12 protein-coding genes are annotated in these 14,792 nt (G+C 37.1%); all 12 read left to right on the forward strand.

What is annotated here, in order from left to right; genetic code table 11:
• Positions 1-10 precede the first annotated feature (10 nt).
• The 12 genes from AWW78_RS05625 to AWW78_RS05680 all read left to right on the forward strand — a co-directional run bounded on the left by AWW78_RS05625 (position 11) and on the right by AWW78_RS05680 (position 14,699).
• Complete coding sequence (locus tag AWW78_RS05625) at positions 11-1,432, forward strand: hypothetical protein (RefSeq protein WP_047133296.1); 1,422 nt, start codon at positions 11-13, stop codon at positions 1,430-1,432.
• Positions 1,433-1,753: 321 nt separating this feature from the next.
• Positions 1,754-3,331, forward strand: a complete 1,578-nt coding sequence (locus AWW78_RS05630) for a capsule assembly Wzi family protein (RefSeq protein WP_047133297.1) — start codon at positions 1,754-1,756, stop codon at positions 3,329-3,331.
• Between the two features lie 17 nt (positions 3,332-3,348).
• The gene (gene glmS / locus AWW78_RS05635; RefSeq protein ID WP_047133298.1) at positions 3,349-5,193 is read left to right on the forward strand and encodes a glutamine--fructose-6-phosphate transaminase (isomerizing); all 1,845 of its coding nucleotides are present in this window, start codon (positions 3,349-3,351) and stop codon (positions 5,191-5,193) included.
• A 96-nt stretch (positions 5,194-5,289) separates the two neighbouring features.
• The gene (locus AWW78_RS05640; protein ID WP_047133299.1) at positions 5,290-6,630 is read left to right on the forward strand and encodes a UDP-glucose dehydrogenase family protein; all 1,341 of its coding nucleotides are present in this window, start codon (positions 5,290-5,292) and stop codon (positions 6,628-6,630) included.
• Positions 6,631-6,644: 14 nt separating this feature from the next.
• On the forward strand, positions 6,645-7,205 hold the full coding sequence (gene rfbC, locus AWW78_RS05645) for a dTDP-4-dehydrorhamnose 3,5-epimerase (RefSeq protein ID WP_047133300.1): 561 nt from the start codon (positions 6,645-6,647) through the stop codon (positions 7,203-7,205).
• Positions 7,206-7,302: 97 nt separating this feature from the next.
• Positions 7,303-8,247, forward strand: a complete 945-nt coding sequence (locus AWW78_RS05650; RefSeq protein ID WP_047133301.1) for a UDP-glucuronic acid decarboxylase family protein — start codon at positions 7,303-7,305, stop codon at positions 8,245-8,247.
• On the forward strand, positions 8,244-8,636 hold the full coding sequence (locus AWW78_RS05655) for a hypothetical protein (protein WP_047133302.1): 393 nt from the start codon (positions 8,244-8,246) through the stop codon (positions 8,634-8,636). The genes AWW78_RS05650 and AWW78_RS05655 overlap by 4 nt, the downstream gene beginning before the upstream one ends.
• Before the next feature lie 737 nt (positions 8,637-9,373).
• On the forward strand, positions 9,374-10,258 hold the full coding sequence (locus AWW78_RS05660; RefSeq protein ID WP_082360235.1) for a hypothetical protein: 885 nt from the start codon (positions 9,374-9,376) through the stop codon (positions 10,256-10,258).
• Between the two features lie 30 nt (positions 10,259-10,288).
• Positions 10,289-12,928, forward strand: coding sequence for a molybdopterin-containing oxidoreductase family protein (locus AWW78_RS05665; RefSeq protein ID WP_082349296.1), 2,640 nt, complete (start codon positions 10,289-10,291; stop codon positions 12,926-12,928).
• Positions 12,929-12,941: 13 nt separating this feature from the next.
• Positions 12,942-13,598 carry a 4Fe-4S dicluster domain-containing protein gene (locus tag AWW78_RS05670; protein ID WP_047133303.1) on the forward strand — a complete coding sequence of 219 codons (657 nt, stop codon included), beginning with the start codon at positions 12,942-12,944 and terminating at the stop codon, positions 13,596-13,598.
• Positions 13,599-13,620: 22 nt separating this feature from the next.
• On the forward strand, positions 13,621-13,974 hold the full coding sequence (locus AWW78_RS05675; RefSeq protein ID WP_047133304.1) for a hypothetical protein: 354 nt from the start codon (positions 13,621-13,623) through the stop codon (positions 13,972-13,974).
• The gene (locus tag AWW78_RS05680; protein WP_047133305.1) at positions 13,974-14,699 is read left to right on the forward strand and encodes a TorD/DmsD family molecular chaperone; all 726 of its coding nucleotides are present in this window, start codon (positions 13,974-13,976) and stop codon (positions 14,697-14,699) included. Before AWW78_RS05675 ends, AWW78_RS05680 begins: the two co-directional genes overlap by 1 nt.
• Positions 14,700-14,792: the final 93 nt, after the last annotated feature.

Raw genomic sequence — 14,792 nt, forward strand, 5'->3', positions numbered from 1 at the left:
GAAATTTATTTTGGTTTTGTTTAAGAAGATCGCATTCCATTTTCTAATCCTTCTCCTTTTCTATTCCTGCTCACCGAATAAGCCATCGGGGAAATCAATCGCTGGAAGGGTGATTTTAAAGGATACAACCGACTTTTCTAATGTAAAAGTCCTCCTTTATAACCCTGCCCCCGTTGACACTTCAATTTCAAACCCAGCTGTTAAGTTCAACCTGTTCAATCAAGACCTTACCGTTTATCTTTTTGATTATAGATGGCAAAAACCTCTCTATCAAACTTTTACTGATAAAGATGGAAATTTTAAGTTTAGTGATGTCCCGGAGGGTGAATATATCCTCTTTGTCCAGAAAGATGGATATGGCTGGAAATTTGCTAAAATTTCAACCTCAAGTGATTCAAAAACTTTGACGCTTGAAAAGGAAAAGGTTATATTTGGAGTGATAAATGATAAAGATACGCTCAAAGAAAATGTCCTTATCAAGGGTGATGTTTTAATACCGAGTGGCTCAACTGTTTATATTAAAGATGGGGCAGTTTTAAAGTTTGATGGGTATTACAAGTTTATAGTTGAGGGTAACTTAATTGTGGAAAACTTTGATTTTAATTCGCCGATTATCTTCACTACCGGAGATACAAGTGTTTATTTTGATGGGGTCTATGTGAGAAACCGTGGGAGTGTTAAGATCAAAAACGCAGTATTTAGAAGCGCAAATGTAGGTTTAAGTGTTGATGCTTCTGATTGTGAGGTTGGATATTCACTTTTTGTTGGGAATAAAAGCTATGGAATTTCCGCTACGGGGATAAATTCGGGAAGATATGTCAGGGTTTACAATTGCATATTCGCTGGGAGGGTTTATGGGTTTGGACCTGGGCAACCTGTCGGCGTAAACTTTGAGTTTACAGATACAAATGCGATCGTTTCAAATTCAATTTTTTATTTGAATTCCGAATCCGGGGTTTATTGTACGACTTCAGGGGTAAGGATAGAGGGGAATTATTTTAGTGGGAATGGCTATTCAATTGAAATTTGGTCAAATGTCAATAGGGATACTTTATTGATAAAGAACAATGAGTTTGTTCATTCAAAGAATTATCATGTTTTGCATAGAGGTGGGATTGCGAAGTATTTGTATAATAACATATATTCAACTGCTGGTGGTATAACTTTATCTCCAGCGTATGGTAGTCCTGTTGCTGTGATTAATTTTAACAATTTATCCGGTAAGAAGTATTTATTGGCGCTTGGGGGTTATACCTCAAACACAGATGCACGTTTTAATTTTTGGGGGACGGTGAGTGAGGCGGAAATAAGGAATTTAATTTTTGATAGGAATGATGTCTCGCCTTCAGATCCGTATTATAATCGTTATGGTGTGGTTGATTATTCTGGATTTTTAACCTCGCCTATTCCAAACGCTGGCATTAGACGGTAAGTAAAGTGGCTTATTCTAACAAGAAAAGAGATGAAAGAGAAAGAATTAACAACACCCCTCACCTTAGTCCTCTCCCGCAGGGGGAGAGGAGAATTAGGGGTAGAAAAATTATTCAAGGACTTCCTCCCCATTGATGGGGGAGGATAGAGGTGGGGGTGAAAAAATTAACAGAATCCCCCACCCTAACCCTCTCCCGCAAGGAGAGAGGAAAGAAAAAAAGAGTTAAAAGAATTCCTTTAGACTTCCTCCCCATTGACGGGGGAGGATAGAGGTGGGGGTGAGAATTAAATTAAAAGAGAGGTGAAAGAAAGTAAAATCATTATGTTTAAAAAATTTTTCATTTTTCTGATTTTCGCCTTTGATTTTGTTTTCGCCCAGTTTCAAGAGACGATGCCAACGGATTACTGGGTTTATAAAATAATTGAAGAACTTAAACTCAGAGGTTATTTCAGAGGACTACCACAGGGATATAAACCATACTCAAGGATTGAGGTTGCAAGAAAAATTTTAGAGGCAAAACCATTGAATGATTTTGACGAAAAACTTTTCAAGATACTTGAGGATGAATTTCAAGATGAGATAAATTTTTTAAATTCAAATTCAAAGAACGATTTCTCATTCAAAGCTGGCGTGATGCTTTCGGAGTATGCGGTAAGGGATAATTTTTCAAGCAGGAGCTTCAGGTTTAGGGGGAGGTCTAAATTTGCGTTTTATTTCGGGGATAAATTCACGCTTTACAACAATTCACTTGCAGATCAAAACCTGCTTGATGATACGACATACACGGGTAATAGATTTCGCGGTTTTTTCTCCGGTTATACTGAACAAGGGTATTTGAGGTTAAATTTTGAGCCATTTTCAATTAAACTCGGTCGTGATTATATCAAGTGGGGATATGGTCGTGGTGGAAACCTTTTGATCTCCGACTATGCAATCCCATACGATGTTCTTCAAATTGACCTTTTCTCAAAAAAGTTTAAATATAGCTTCTTCATCTCTCAACTTGAAAATAGAAGTTATTCACCGGATAGCGGTAGGACGACTTTAAATGCAAACAGATACCTTACTGGTGGGAGGTTTGAGTTTAATTTTTCTGACAGGTTTTTCATCGGTTTTGCCCAGACGATTTTATATGGTGGTGCAAATAAAGGGATTGACATAACTTTGTCAAACCCATTCGCTTTTTATTATGAGTTTCAGGCGAACGAGGGGAAAGAGATGAATGGGATGGTTTACGCCGATTTGAGTTTTTATCCCGTTAAGAACTTAAATTTTTATGGAGAGCTTCTAATTGACGATTGGCAGGTGAGCAGACAAACGAAGGGTGACCTTGAACCAAATGAATATGGTTTTATGGTTGGTTTAAGATATGCCGATATTTTTAAATTTTTGAATGTCGTTGGGAGTCAAATTCAAATTGAATATACACAGGTTAGAAATAGAACTTATAATGTCGCTGATAACAGGGGTTATCAAAAATACATTCGTTTTAAGCGACCTATAGCTCATCCGCTTGGTAATGATTTTCAATCTCTTGATGTTTGGGTTTCGCAATGGATTTTCACGGGCGGTGGATATAGAAACAGTTTGAATTTGACATTGAATTACAAATTTATTGAGCATGGTGAAGGAGGCGTAGAAAAGCCCTGGGATGAGCCGTGGATGGCTCCAGATGTTACGGTTGAGAAGGGTTACAAGGAGAAGTTCCCTTATGGTGTTGTTGAGACGACGCATAAGTTTGGCTTGAACTTGTTTTACTTTTACAGCAAAAATTTTAACATAAATTTTGAGATTTATTTTTCAACCTACAAAAATTACAGAAATCAAATTGGCAACCGCAAAAGCGAGGTATCGTTTAAAATTTGGTTATTTTTCAACTTTGATAAATGGTATCACTAACAAAAATGGGATGAAAAATGTGTGGTATTGTCGGTTATATCGGCAAGAGGAATGTCATAAGCATTTTGGTTGATGGTTTAAAACGACTTGAATACAGGGGCTATGATTCAGCTGGCGTTGCTTTTCGGGATAAGGAAGGGATAAGGGTTTTCAAAATAGCTGGGAAAGTCGCTGAACTTGAGAGGATGTTGATCGGGTTGGGTTCAAATTCAAACATAGGAATAGCTCATACTCGCTGGGCAACGCACGGGATACCAAATGAAGTGAATGCACATCCGCATGTTGATTGCACTGGAAATATAGCGGTCGTTCATAACGGTATAGTTGAAAATTATCAATCGCTGAAGAAGAAGCTTGAAAAGGAGGGTCATATTTTTAAAAGCCAGACGGATACGGAGGTGATTGCGCATCTTATTGAGGAGTTTTATAAGATTTATGGTGATATTGAAATAGCGGTTAGGAATTTGTTTTTTGAAGTTAAGGGGACATTCGGGCTTGCTATTATGACGAGTTATGACCCGGATAAGATAATCGTTGCAAGGCGTGGAAGCCCAATTGCAATTGGAATCGGCAACGGTGAAAATATAACCGCCTCAGATCCAACCGCAATTATCGGGATAACGAGGGATGTCATTTTCCTTGACGATGATGAATATGCCATAATAACGAGGGATAATGTAAGCGTTAAGAGGGTTGACCAAAATTCTGTATCTGAGCTTGATAAGGAGATTTTCAAGATTGAGTTTGAGCTTGAACAGATTGAGAAGGGTGGATTCCCCCATTTTATGTTGAAGGAGATTTTTGAACAGCCGGAATCAATAATGAATTCAATGAGGGGGAGGGTTTTGATTGAAGATGGGGACGCAAAACTTGGCGGTTTAAGTGATGTGATGGATAAAATTTTAAATGCAAAGAGGTTCATAATCGCAGCTTGTGGGACATCCTGGCATGCTGGTTTAGTTGGCAAGTATATGATTGAGCAATTTGCGAGAGTTCCCGTTGTGGTTGAATATGCCTCTGAATTTAGATATCGTGACCCTGTAATTTATCCAGATGATGTTGCCTGGTTTATAAGTCAAAGTGGTGAGACAGCCGATACACTTGCTGCCCTAAGGCTTGTTAAGTCAAAGGGTGCGACTGCGCTTGGTATTGTAAATGTCGTCGGCTCAACTATAGCAAGGGAAAGCGATGCAGGGGTATATATACACGCTGGACCTGAAATTGGTGTTGCCTCTACAAAGGCGTTCACAAGCCAACTTGTAGTCCTTGCGCTTATAACATTGCTCATCGGAAGAAGAAACGGCAATATATCGCTTGAACAGGGAAGGGAAATCGCTCAGGAACTCGTTAAATTGCCCGAGAAAGTGAGAGAAATCTTGAAGTTAAATGATTTCATTGAAGAGATAGCAGAGAGGTTAAAAGAGCACAGGAATTTCCTTTATCTTGGGCGAGGTTATAATTACCCTGTGGCGCTTGAAGGCGCATTAAAACTTAAAGAGATATCATACATTCACGCAGAGGGTTATCCAGCTGCTGAGATGAAACACGGTCCGATAGCTTTAATTGATGAGAACATGCCAGTTGTTTTCATAGCTCCAAAGGATAGCATATATGAGAAAGTTCTAAGCAACATTGAAGAGGTGAAAGCAAGAAGAGGTAAGGTAATATCAATAATTACCGAGCGGGATGATAAAATTTTGAGGGTTTCTGACTTCGTCATTCAAATTCCTCAGACGATTGAGATGTTGATGCCGATTTTAACTGTTATCCCACTGCAACTTCTTGCTTATCATATAGCTGTAAAGCGTGGATGCGATGTTGACCAGCCGAGAAACCTTGCAAAAAGTGTGACTGTTGAGTAAATTTTATTAGTAAAAATTAAAATTCATTTTAATAAGAGGAAAAGGGGATAAAAATTTACTTCTCTTGTGAGTTTTAAAAATAAAATAACAGGTTAAATGAAGATTTCCGTCATAGGCACTGGTTATGTTGGACTTGTGACTGGGGCTTGCTTTGCCGACACTGGAAACGATGTGATTTGTATGGATGTTGACAGTGCGAAAATTTCAAAGTTGAAGAAGGGGATTTTGCCGATTTACGAACCAGGGCTTGATGAAATAGTCAAGAAAAATTTGGCAGTCGGTCGTCTTTCATTTACAACGGAGCTTGAGGAAGCGGTTAAAAAATCAGAGTTGATTTTCCTTTGCCTTCCAACCCCACCGAGCAAGGATGGAGATGCCGACTTGTCAATCGTTTTCAATGTTGTCAAGAACATAGCCAGAATTTTGAAAAGGGAAATTAAATCAAACCCACAACTTCGCAAATTAATAGTTAGTAAGTCAACGGTTCCCGTTGGAACTGCAGACAGGATAAAAGAGGTGATTTTTTCAATTCTCGGGAAGATACCTGAGGGGGCATTTATTGATGTTGCGTCAAACCCGGAGTTTTTGAAAGAAGGGAACGCAGTTCAGGATTTTATGTTCCCCGATAGGGTTGTCATAGGGGTAAACAATGGCGAAAGCGAGAGGATAATGCGCGAGCTTTACGAACCATTTGTGAGGACTGGCGCACCAATACTTGTCATGGATACAAGAAGCGCTGAGATGGTTAAATATACAGCAAACGCATTTCTTGCGATGAGGATATCCTTTATGAATGAAATAGCAAACCTTTGTGAAAAGCTTGGAGCGGATGTTGAGAAGGTAAGGGTAGCAATTGGATATGATGTCAGAATCGGTCCGAAGTTTCTATTCCCTGGGGTTGGTTGGGGAGGGAGTTGCTTCCCGAAGGATCTGAAGGCGCTTATAAAGATGGGCGCGAAAAATGGGGTTGATTTGAAAATAGTTAAAGCTGTCTATGATGTCAACGAAAGACAGAAAAAATTGATCGTTGAAAAGATAAAGAAGCATTTCAATGGGAGGTTGAAAGATAAAAAGATCGCAATTTGGGGTTTGTCTTTTAAGCCGAAGACGGATGATATGCGCGAAGCCCCTTCAATTACGATAATAAACGAGCTGTTGAAACTTGGTGCAAGTGTTGTCGCATACGACCCAGTTGCTATCCCAAATGCGAAGAAAATTTTTGATAAGAGGATTAAATTTGCGAAAAATCAATACGAAGCACTTAAAGGTGCAGATGCACTTGTCCTTGTCACGGAATGGCAAGAGTTCAGAGAGCCGGACTTCAATTATATGAAAAACCTTATGCGAACGCCTGTCGTCTTTGATGGAAGAAATATCTATAAACCGGAAAAACTTAAAGGGCTTGGTTTCGTCTATTACGGAATTGGGAGAAAATAAATTTCATCACAAACTTGCCTTTTAAATTTTCAAGGGTAGATCAAATACCAGACCTTGTCTTGATTGAACCAGCGGTATTTGAGGATAAGAGGGGATTTTTTATGGAAACATACAGCTACAAGGACTTTGAAAAATTTGGGATAAGTGAAAAGTTCGTTCAGGATAACCATTCAAGGTCAATTAAAGGCGTCTTGAGGGGGCTTCACTTTCAAATAGAGCCATTCACTCAATCAAAACTTGTCAGATGTATAAGAGGTGAAATTTTTGATGTGGCTGTTGATATAAGACCTGATTCAAAAACTTTCAAGAAATGGTTTGGCGTTATTTTGTCTGAGGAAAACAAAAGGATTTTATACATCCCGAAGGGATTTGCACATGGTTTTGTCGTGCTTTCTGAAGTTGCCGAGGTTGAATATAAAGTTGATAATTTTTACTCCCCTGAACATGAAAGAGGGATAATTTGGAACGACCCTGAGATAGGGATTGAATGGCCGATTGATAACCCCATCCTTTCAGAAAAAGACGCGAAGTTGCCAACGCTTAAAGAGTTCCTCAAAGATCTGTCGCTACTATGATTTTTTCTCCATCTACAAAATCCTTTGATATGATATAGTAATCGGTTAGTTTAATGCTTTCAGCGACTTTAGAAAAAATAAAAAAAGGTGTAAAGAATTGGCGAGGGTAGTTATAACAGGTGGGGCTGGCTTTATAGGGTCACATCTTTGCGACAGATTTATAGCCGAGGGTGATGAGGTGATTTGTCTTGACAATCTAATCACTGGAAACCTTGATAATATAGCTCATCTTTTCGGTCATCCAAAGTTCAAGTTCATCAAATATGATGTCACTGAGTTTTTGTATGTCCCTGGGGAAGTTGATTTTATACTTCACTTTGCTTCGCCAGCAAGCCCGATGGATTATGTTAAGTATCCCATTCAGACATTGAAAGTTGGTGCTTTGGGGACACATAAAGCGCTTGGACTTGCAAAGGCAAAGGGAGCAAGGTTTCTCCTTGCTTCAACAAGCGAGGTTTATGGTGACCCGCTCGTCCATCCACAGAGTGAGGATTACTGGGGGAATGTGAATCCGATTGGAATTCGCGGTGTTTATGACGAGGCGAAAAGATTTGCCGAGGCGATGACGATGGCTTATCATAGATATCATGGGCTTGATACAAGAATCGCAAGGATTTTCAACACCTACGGACCAAGGATGCGAATCGACGACGGCAGGGTAATTCCCACATTTATGACGCAGGCACTTAAAGGCGAGGATATAACAGTTTTTGGCGATGGAACTCAAACAAGAAGCATTTGCTACATTGATGACCTCGTTGATGGAATTTTTAAACTTTTAATGTCTGATTACGTATACCCGATAAACCTCGGAAACCCAGATGAGGTCACGATTTTACAGCTTGCACAGGAAATCAAGGAATTAACAGGAAGTAAAAGTAAAATTGTCTTTAAGCCACTTCCTCCCGATGACCCGAAGGTGAGAAGGCCCGATATAACGAAAGCGAGGGAAATTCTCGGATGGGAACCCAAGGTTCCAAGAAGTGAAGGATTAAAAAGAACACTTGAATATTTCAAACAGAAATTGGGCACTGTAGATTGAAGAAAACATTCGATAGTGAAAAAATTATCCATCTTTTTAAGGGAAGCAAAAGATATGTTACAATCATCCCGTATGAAGAATTTAAAGTTATGAAGAAAAATTTTAAGAATCCTAAAGGGTCATTGCCTGATGAAAAAGCAAAAAGTTATGAGATTAGGTTTAGTGAAGATGTTGTAGTTCAACTTCTTAATATATATTCTGGTGATGTTGAAAAAATTTACCTTTTCTCGAAAAATCTTGACGTTTTGAAAGCCAAACCTATTTCCAAGGATAGCGAGAAACTAACCTCGGGTATTTATAAAACTAAGATTGCAGAATTACTTGTATTTTATCGCATAAGCCATAAATTTAAATTAATAACAATCTTGTCCGTTGAGCCTTTTGTCTAATTTTGTATAAGTATACAATCACTCCACATCTACTAATTCGACCCTTCCCTTTTCACTCCTTAACCGGGGGATAATTCACAAAAATGTGTATTCAGTCCTAATAAACTCGCCTCAAAAAAATCTTAAAAGAAATTCCTTCTTCACAGAAAAGAACAAATCCAAATAAAGAGCTAAATGAGTTCTAACTTTACAAAAGTAAAACAAATACCCCCAAATGATGGAGGAATTTCTGTGGGTTAAATAATCATTGCTTCAAAAAATATTTAATAATTACTTTTTAATTTCTCATTTGCTCTTGTCTTAAATTTTCCAAATTTTGTGATTATGATTTTGTCATTAAAAAGTGTGTTCTAACTCTACAGATAAACAAATATGGCTTAATACGACAACCATGAAGTAATATACTTGTCTCAAATTGACACTTTGTGCTGAAAGTTGCAACATTTAAATAAAAATGGATTTCTAAAAAATTATTGAAAATAAATTTGTTTAAGAACTAAAATCTTTTTGGCACAGTGTTTGAACGATTCAAACAAAAACAAAAGGTTAAAAAACAAAATTTATAGGCCTCAGGACTATGAGAAACGTAATTTCAACCTCATCTAAACTTAAACAAGAAATAACAAAAAGCGTAATAATCTTGTGGCTTCTCATAAGTCCTGGTATTCTCTTTTCATCAGATAAGGGGAAAATCTCAGGCTATATGTTTGGAGACTATTATTATGTAGCGATGAACCATGATTCTACTTACAAAGGACAAAAATGGCTTCTGGTTTAGGAGAGTATACTTCACTTATGACTATGACATAAGTGAGAAATTTTCTACAAGGCTTAGAGTGGAATACAACAGTCCTGATTTTACAAAGAGTTCTGGTAAACTAACCCCTTATGCAAAAGATGCTTATCTTAAGTGGAAATTTGAAAAATTTTCTCTTCTTTTAGGTATATCACCAACTCCAACCTGGGAGTTAATAGAGGATTTCTGGGGATATCGTTCTGTTGAAAAAACTCCCCTTGACCTTCAAAAGTTTGGTTCTCCGAGGGATTTTGGTATTTCTCTTATTGGTAAGTTTGGTTCTGAGGGTAAATTGGGATATCATTTTATGTTTGGAAATGGGGAGGGTATTTCATCAGAAAACAATAAGTTCAAGAAAATTATGGGAGAAATCCATTTTGACCTTCCCTATTTCTTTATTCAGATTTATGGAGATTGGGCAGATGGAAAAGGGCATACAGATATATATACCTATCAGGGATTTCTTGGGTTAAAAACTGATAAATTTAAAATTGGTGCTCAATATGCGGCACAGATAAGAGAGAAGGATCCTGATAAACAAGATACTTATGAAGTTGCTTCAGGATTTATTACCTACAATTTAAGTGAAAAATTAACACTTCTTTTAAGATATGATAAGATGTTTGATCCGTCACCCTCTGGAATTTCCTATATCCCCTTTGCCAGTGCAAAATCAAATCTTTTAATTGCAGGAATAGATTTCAGACCTAATGAATCTGTTAGTTTTATCCCAAACATTGAATATGTTTTTTATGATGAAACCGATACTAAAAAACCTGGCTCTGATCTTTATCTTAGACTCACTTTTTATTACAAATTTAAATAAGCATGTGTAAATAAATTAGGGAGGGTTATCATGGGTATAACTCGAAGGGAGTTTATAAAGAAATCCTTGGGGATCGCAGCGGTTGCTGCGATCGGCGATCTTTTTTTTGACATTGACAAACTTTCCGCGCAGGAATCAATGAAAGAAATTCCGTTTTCACCTGAGGAAGATGTTTTAATCCCATCAACCGATGTAATGTGTGTCAACTTCTGTGGAATTAGGGTTAGAAGGGTGAACGGTGTTATAAGGGCGATATATGGGAATCCTGAAAGTCCTTATAATAAGGGGCATCTATGTCCAAAAGGTCAGGCTGGAATGTTTCATACCTATAACCCTTATAGAATAAAAAGACCTTTAAAGAGGACAAACCCAAATAAAGATCCAAGAGAAGATCCAAAGTGGAAAGAAATTTCGTGGGAGGAAGCTTTTAATGAAATTGCTGAAAAACTGAAAGATTTAAGGAATAGAAATCCAAAGGGACTCACCTTTCACTGGTCTCATGGGAAATATTTAATCCAGGATCAATTTTTAAAGGCATTCTGCAAAGCTTTTGGGACGCCTAATAATGTTCATAGAACAACTGTATGTGAAGCAGCAAGACATGTCGCTGATGAACTCACTTGGGGAGGACATGGAATTTTGCCCGATCTTGATTACACAAAATACTTTATAAATATGGGTTCTAACTTTGCAGAGGCAGAACAATGGGCAAGATGGATGGATAGAACAATTATGAAAAGAATTGTTGATGATAGGGATATGAAGATGGTTGTTGTGGAGCCAAGGCTTTCTAATGCTGCTTGTAAAGCTAATGAGTGGATTCCAATAAGACCTGGGAAGGATGTAGTATTTCTCCTTGCAATGGCAAAAGAGCTGATTAAAAAAGGTTACATTGATAAAGAATTTTTGATAAATTATACTGATGCAGTTTTCCTTGTTGGTGAAGACAAAAAGTTCCTTAGGGATGAAAAGGGAAATCCTTTAGTATGGGATGAAAAGAATTCAAAAGCTCTTCCCTATGATTCTGCAGAGGAAATCGCTCTTGATAAAGAAGTCCAAATTGATGGTAAAAAATATAAAACTGCTTTCAGGATTTTCAAGGAGTATGTTCTTTCACTCAAAGACAAGGAAGTTGAAGATATAACAGGTGTTCCTTATAGCACTATCAAAAGAATTGCAGAGGAATTTGGGAAAAATGCAAGAATTGGAGAAACAATTGAAATAGAGGGGAAAAAGTTGAGATACAGACCTGTTGCGATTTATACATTTAGAGGTCTTTCTGCAAAGGAATACGGATCTCAAAACTGGCGAGCTGGTTTAATAGTTAATATGCTTGTTGGTTCTCTTGATGCTGTTGGAGGTCTTTTGCTCAATAAGGCAGATCCTAATCATAAAAATATGAAACCTTCAAAATGTGAGTATCCTCCCAATAGGGTTGATCTTGCAGAAAGTGTCTTCTATCCCTATGCCACTCATAATGTAGCCGAACAGCCTGCACTTACCTATTCAGAACCTGAAAAATACGGACTTCCTTATAAGCCTGAAATGTGTATCTTTTATGCCACAAACAGGATAATGTCAACTTCTGAAATTGAAAAGCAGATTGAAGGATTTAAAAAGGTTTACTCAGTTAATATAAATGTTGTCCTTGATGAAACAGCCCAAATGGCAGATATTGTACTACCTGACAAGACTTACCTTGAAGATTGGCACTATTCGCCAACAAGAGAGACACCTGATTCATCTCATAAGGCAATAAGACAACCAATTGTAAATGCTTATAATCTTAGATATGGAGCACTTGAAATTCTCTTCGAAATTGCTAAAAGGGCGGGATTCCTCGATGAATTCATAGAAGAGATAAATAAGGAGTGGAAGTTGGGAGGAGAAAAGAAATTTGAAAAAGGTAAAATGTATAACTCTGAGGAGGCTGTTAAAATTCTTTGGGAAGCAGGAACAGGTAAGCCTTTTGATTACGCGATAAAGAATGGTCTTATTGCTAAAAAAATAGACGTTAAAGAAAGATACCTTTCAAATGCTGAAAAATATAACGGTAAAGGAAAACCGAAAATGCATTTTTATGCGGAGCAGTTAGTTTTCACAAAGGAAAAAGTTTTTGAGATAATGGACAAAAATGAAAATGTGAAAAAAGTTTTTATGGAGTGGTATGAAGAGAATGACGAGAAGGAACTTAAAAAACTTCTTGAAATTAAATTCTCTCCACTACCATTAAAAGAACATGCCTTCCCAACTCCTCATAGAAAAAGAAATGAAAAAGAATATCCCTTTTATCTTATTACATACAAGCGAATGTATAGGAATCAAACAGATACCCATGCCTTAAATCCGATTTTAAATGAAATTGCCCATGATGCGGATACAAATTATGTTCTTATAAATACAAAAACTGCCCATAAACTTGGAATAAAGGATGAGGATTGGGTTTATGTGGAAAGTAAGGTAGGAAAAGTAAAAGGAATAGCAAAACTTACAGAGGGCATAAGGCCTGATACGGTTGCGATAAGTTATCATTATGGAAGATTTTCAAGTGCATTTCCTGATTTTGCAAAAAAAGGAACAATGCCAAATCTTATCATAGAACTTCACCCAGACATAATTTCAGGACATAATTCCTTTAACGATACAAAGGTTAAAATTTATAAAACATAAAGGAGGTTTTTAAATGGCAAGATATGCACTCGTAATAGACATTGCAAAATGCACAGGCTGCCGTTCCTGCGTGGCAGCCTGCAAATTGGAAAATATGGTTCAAAAGGGAAATTACTGGAATTTTGTACTTGAGTACGAAGAAGGAGAATACCCGAATGTAAGAAGATGGTTTGTTCCGATGAATTGTATGCACTGCGAAAATCCACCTTGTATGAAGGCATGCCCTGAAGGCGCAATAAAGAAAAATGAATATGGAGTAGTTCTTATAGATTATAATAAATGCAAGGGGAGAAGGTATTGCATTGCCGCTTGTCCTTATGGCGTCATTCATTACATCTCAAAAGAGGAAACTTTTTATCCGGGAGAGAAAACTCCTTACGAGAAACTCCCTTCGGATGCAAGGCATCCATTGCATAGGAAAAAACCAGGGGTTGCGGAAAAATGTACCTTATGCTGGCATAGAATAGAAAAGGCATTAAAGGAAGGCAAGAAACCTGGAAGTGATTATGATTCAACCCCTGCTTGTGTTCCCGTATGTCCAGCAGAAGCAAGATACTTTGGAGACCTTGATGACCCTGAAAGTATTGTATCAAAACTTATAAAAAAGAGAAAAGTAAAAGTGCTAAAAGAAGAATTCGGAACAAAACCCAAGGTTTATTATTTATTTTAAGTAAAAAAATTTAGGAGGAAAGATGAAGAAAGGTGTTATATTTGTAATAATCTTTTTAATTCCCTTTATTTTCGCTGGTTTACCTTCCCAGAAAAAAGTTAAGGAAATTTCGAGAGCAATAAGGGAAGGTAAAATTGATGTTGGTACTGAATATGATATGGAACCAGGACAGAGATGGCATAATATTCATTCGGAAGTTCTTAAAATTGATTGCAGCGATTGCCATATAGAGAAATACGACAATGACTATCTATATCAAAGAAGGTATAAGGTGCCTGTAAGAGATGCTCCTGGTGTTGTTAAAAGGGAAGTCTGTCTTAAATGTCATAGAGAGGGAGGACCTACAGGAATGGAACTTTACGGAAAATCAAAGTAATGTTTAAAAAACTCAAAATGGAAGAAATAATACAAGAAATTGAAAAACAAGCGAAGGAAAGAAGCAAAGTTTATCGGTTGCTTTCTATGTTCTTTCTTAAAAATCCCTCTAATGAGTTTCTTAAAAAAATAAAAGATGACGAATTCCTGGAAAATATTCTGAGGATTTGCGATTATGGAGAAGAGGAATTCAAAAAACCTGTTTCATATATAAAAAATTTTTTAGAGAGCGCTAAAAGGAACAACTTTGAAGACAAAATTCTCGAGAGTCTTCAAGTAGATTTCACAAAGCTAACAAGAGGTATAAAAAGGGGATATGGACCCCCTCCACCTTATGAATCGGTTTGGAGGGGGAGTTCCTCTATTATGAGTGAATGGACAGAAAAAGTACTCAGATTTTATGCCGAAGCAAAAATTGGGATGGACTTGGAAGATGAGTTGCCAGACCATATTGGAATAGAACTTAAATTTATGTCGTTATTATGTTATAAAGAGATGGAAATGTGGAATAAAGGGAAAATTGAATCTGCTTTTGAAGTTCTGGAAAGAGAAAATGATTTTCTAAAATTCTATCTTTTAGCATGGACACCTTTTTATCTCAATGAAATGGAAAAAGAAGCAGAAACTGATTTTTACAAAGGCGTAGCACTTCTTACAAAAAGTTTCTTATATTTTGATAAAGAAGTCATAGAGGAAATTTATTCAGAGCTAAAGGACCTGATATGACAAGGTAACAAGAACATTGCAGAAGGAATTAAAGATTCAAAAGAAGATATAGAATAGAAATGAAGATAAAAGCAGTTGTCCTTGCGGGAGGCA

The organism is Candidatus Kryptonium thompsonii, assembly GCF_001535985.1.
GTDB classification, from domain to species: domain Bacteria; phylum Bacteroidota; class Ignavibacteria; order Kryptoniales; family Kryptoniaceae; genus Kryptonium; species Kryptonium thompsonii.

Coding starts and splice junctions, on each gene's coding strand:
- AWW78_RS05675 (WP_047133304.1), top strand. CDS start 13,621: ATGAAGAAAGGTGTTATATTTGTAATAATCTTTTTAATTCCCTTTATT.
- glmS (WP_047133298.1), top strand. CDS start 3,349: ATGTGTGGTATTGTCGGTTATATCGGCAAGAGGAATGTCATAAGCATT.
- AWW78_RS05640 (WP_047133299.1), top strand. CDS start 5,290: ATGAAGATTTCCGTCATAGGCACTGGTTATGTTGGACTTGTGACTGGG.
- AWW78_RS05630 (WP_047133297.1), top strand. CDS start 1,754: ATGTTTAAAAAATTTTTCATTTTTCTGATTTTCGCCTTTGATTTTGTT.
- AWW78_RS05660 (WP_082360235.1), top strand. CDS start 9,374: ATGATTCTACTTACAAAGGACAAAAATGGCTTCTGGTTTAGGAGAGTA.
- AWW78_RS05680 (WP_047133305.1), top strand. CDS start 13,974: ATGTTTAAAAAACTCAAAATGGAAGAAATAATACAAGAAATTGAAAAA.
- AWW78_RS05665 (WP_082349296.1), top strand. CDS start 10,289: ATGGGTATAACTCGAAGGGAGTTTATAAAGAAATCCTTGGGGATCGCA.
- AWW78_RS05670 (WP_047133303.1), top strand. CDS start 12,942: ATGGCAAGATATGCACTCGTAATAGACATTGCAAAATGCACAGGCTGC.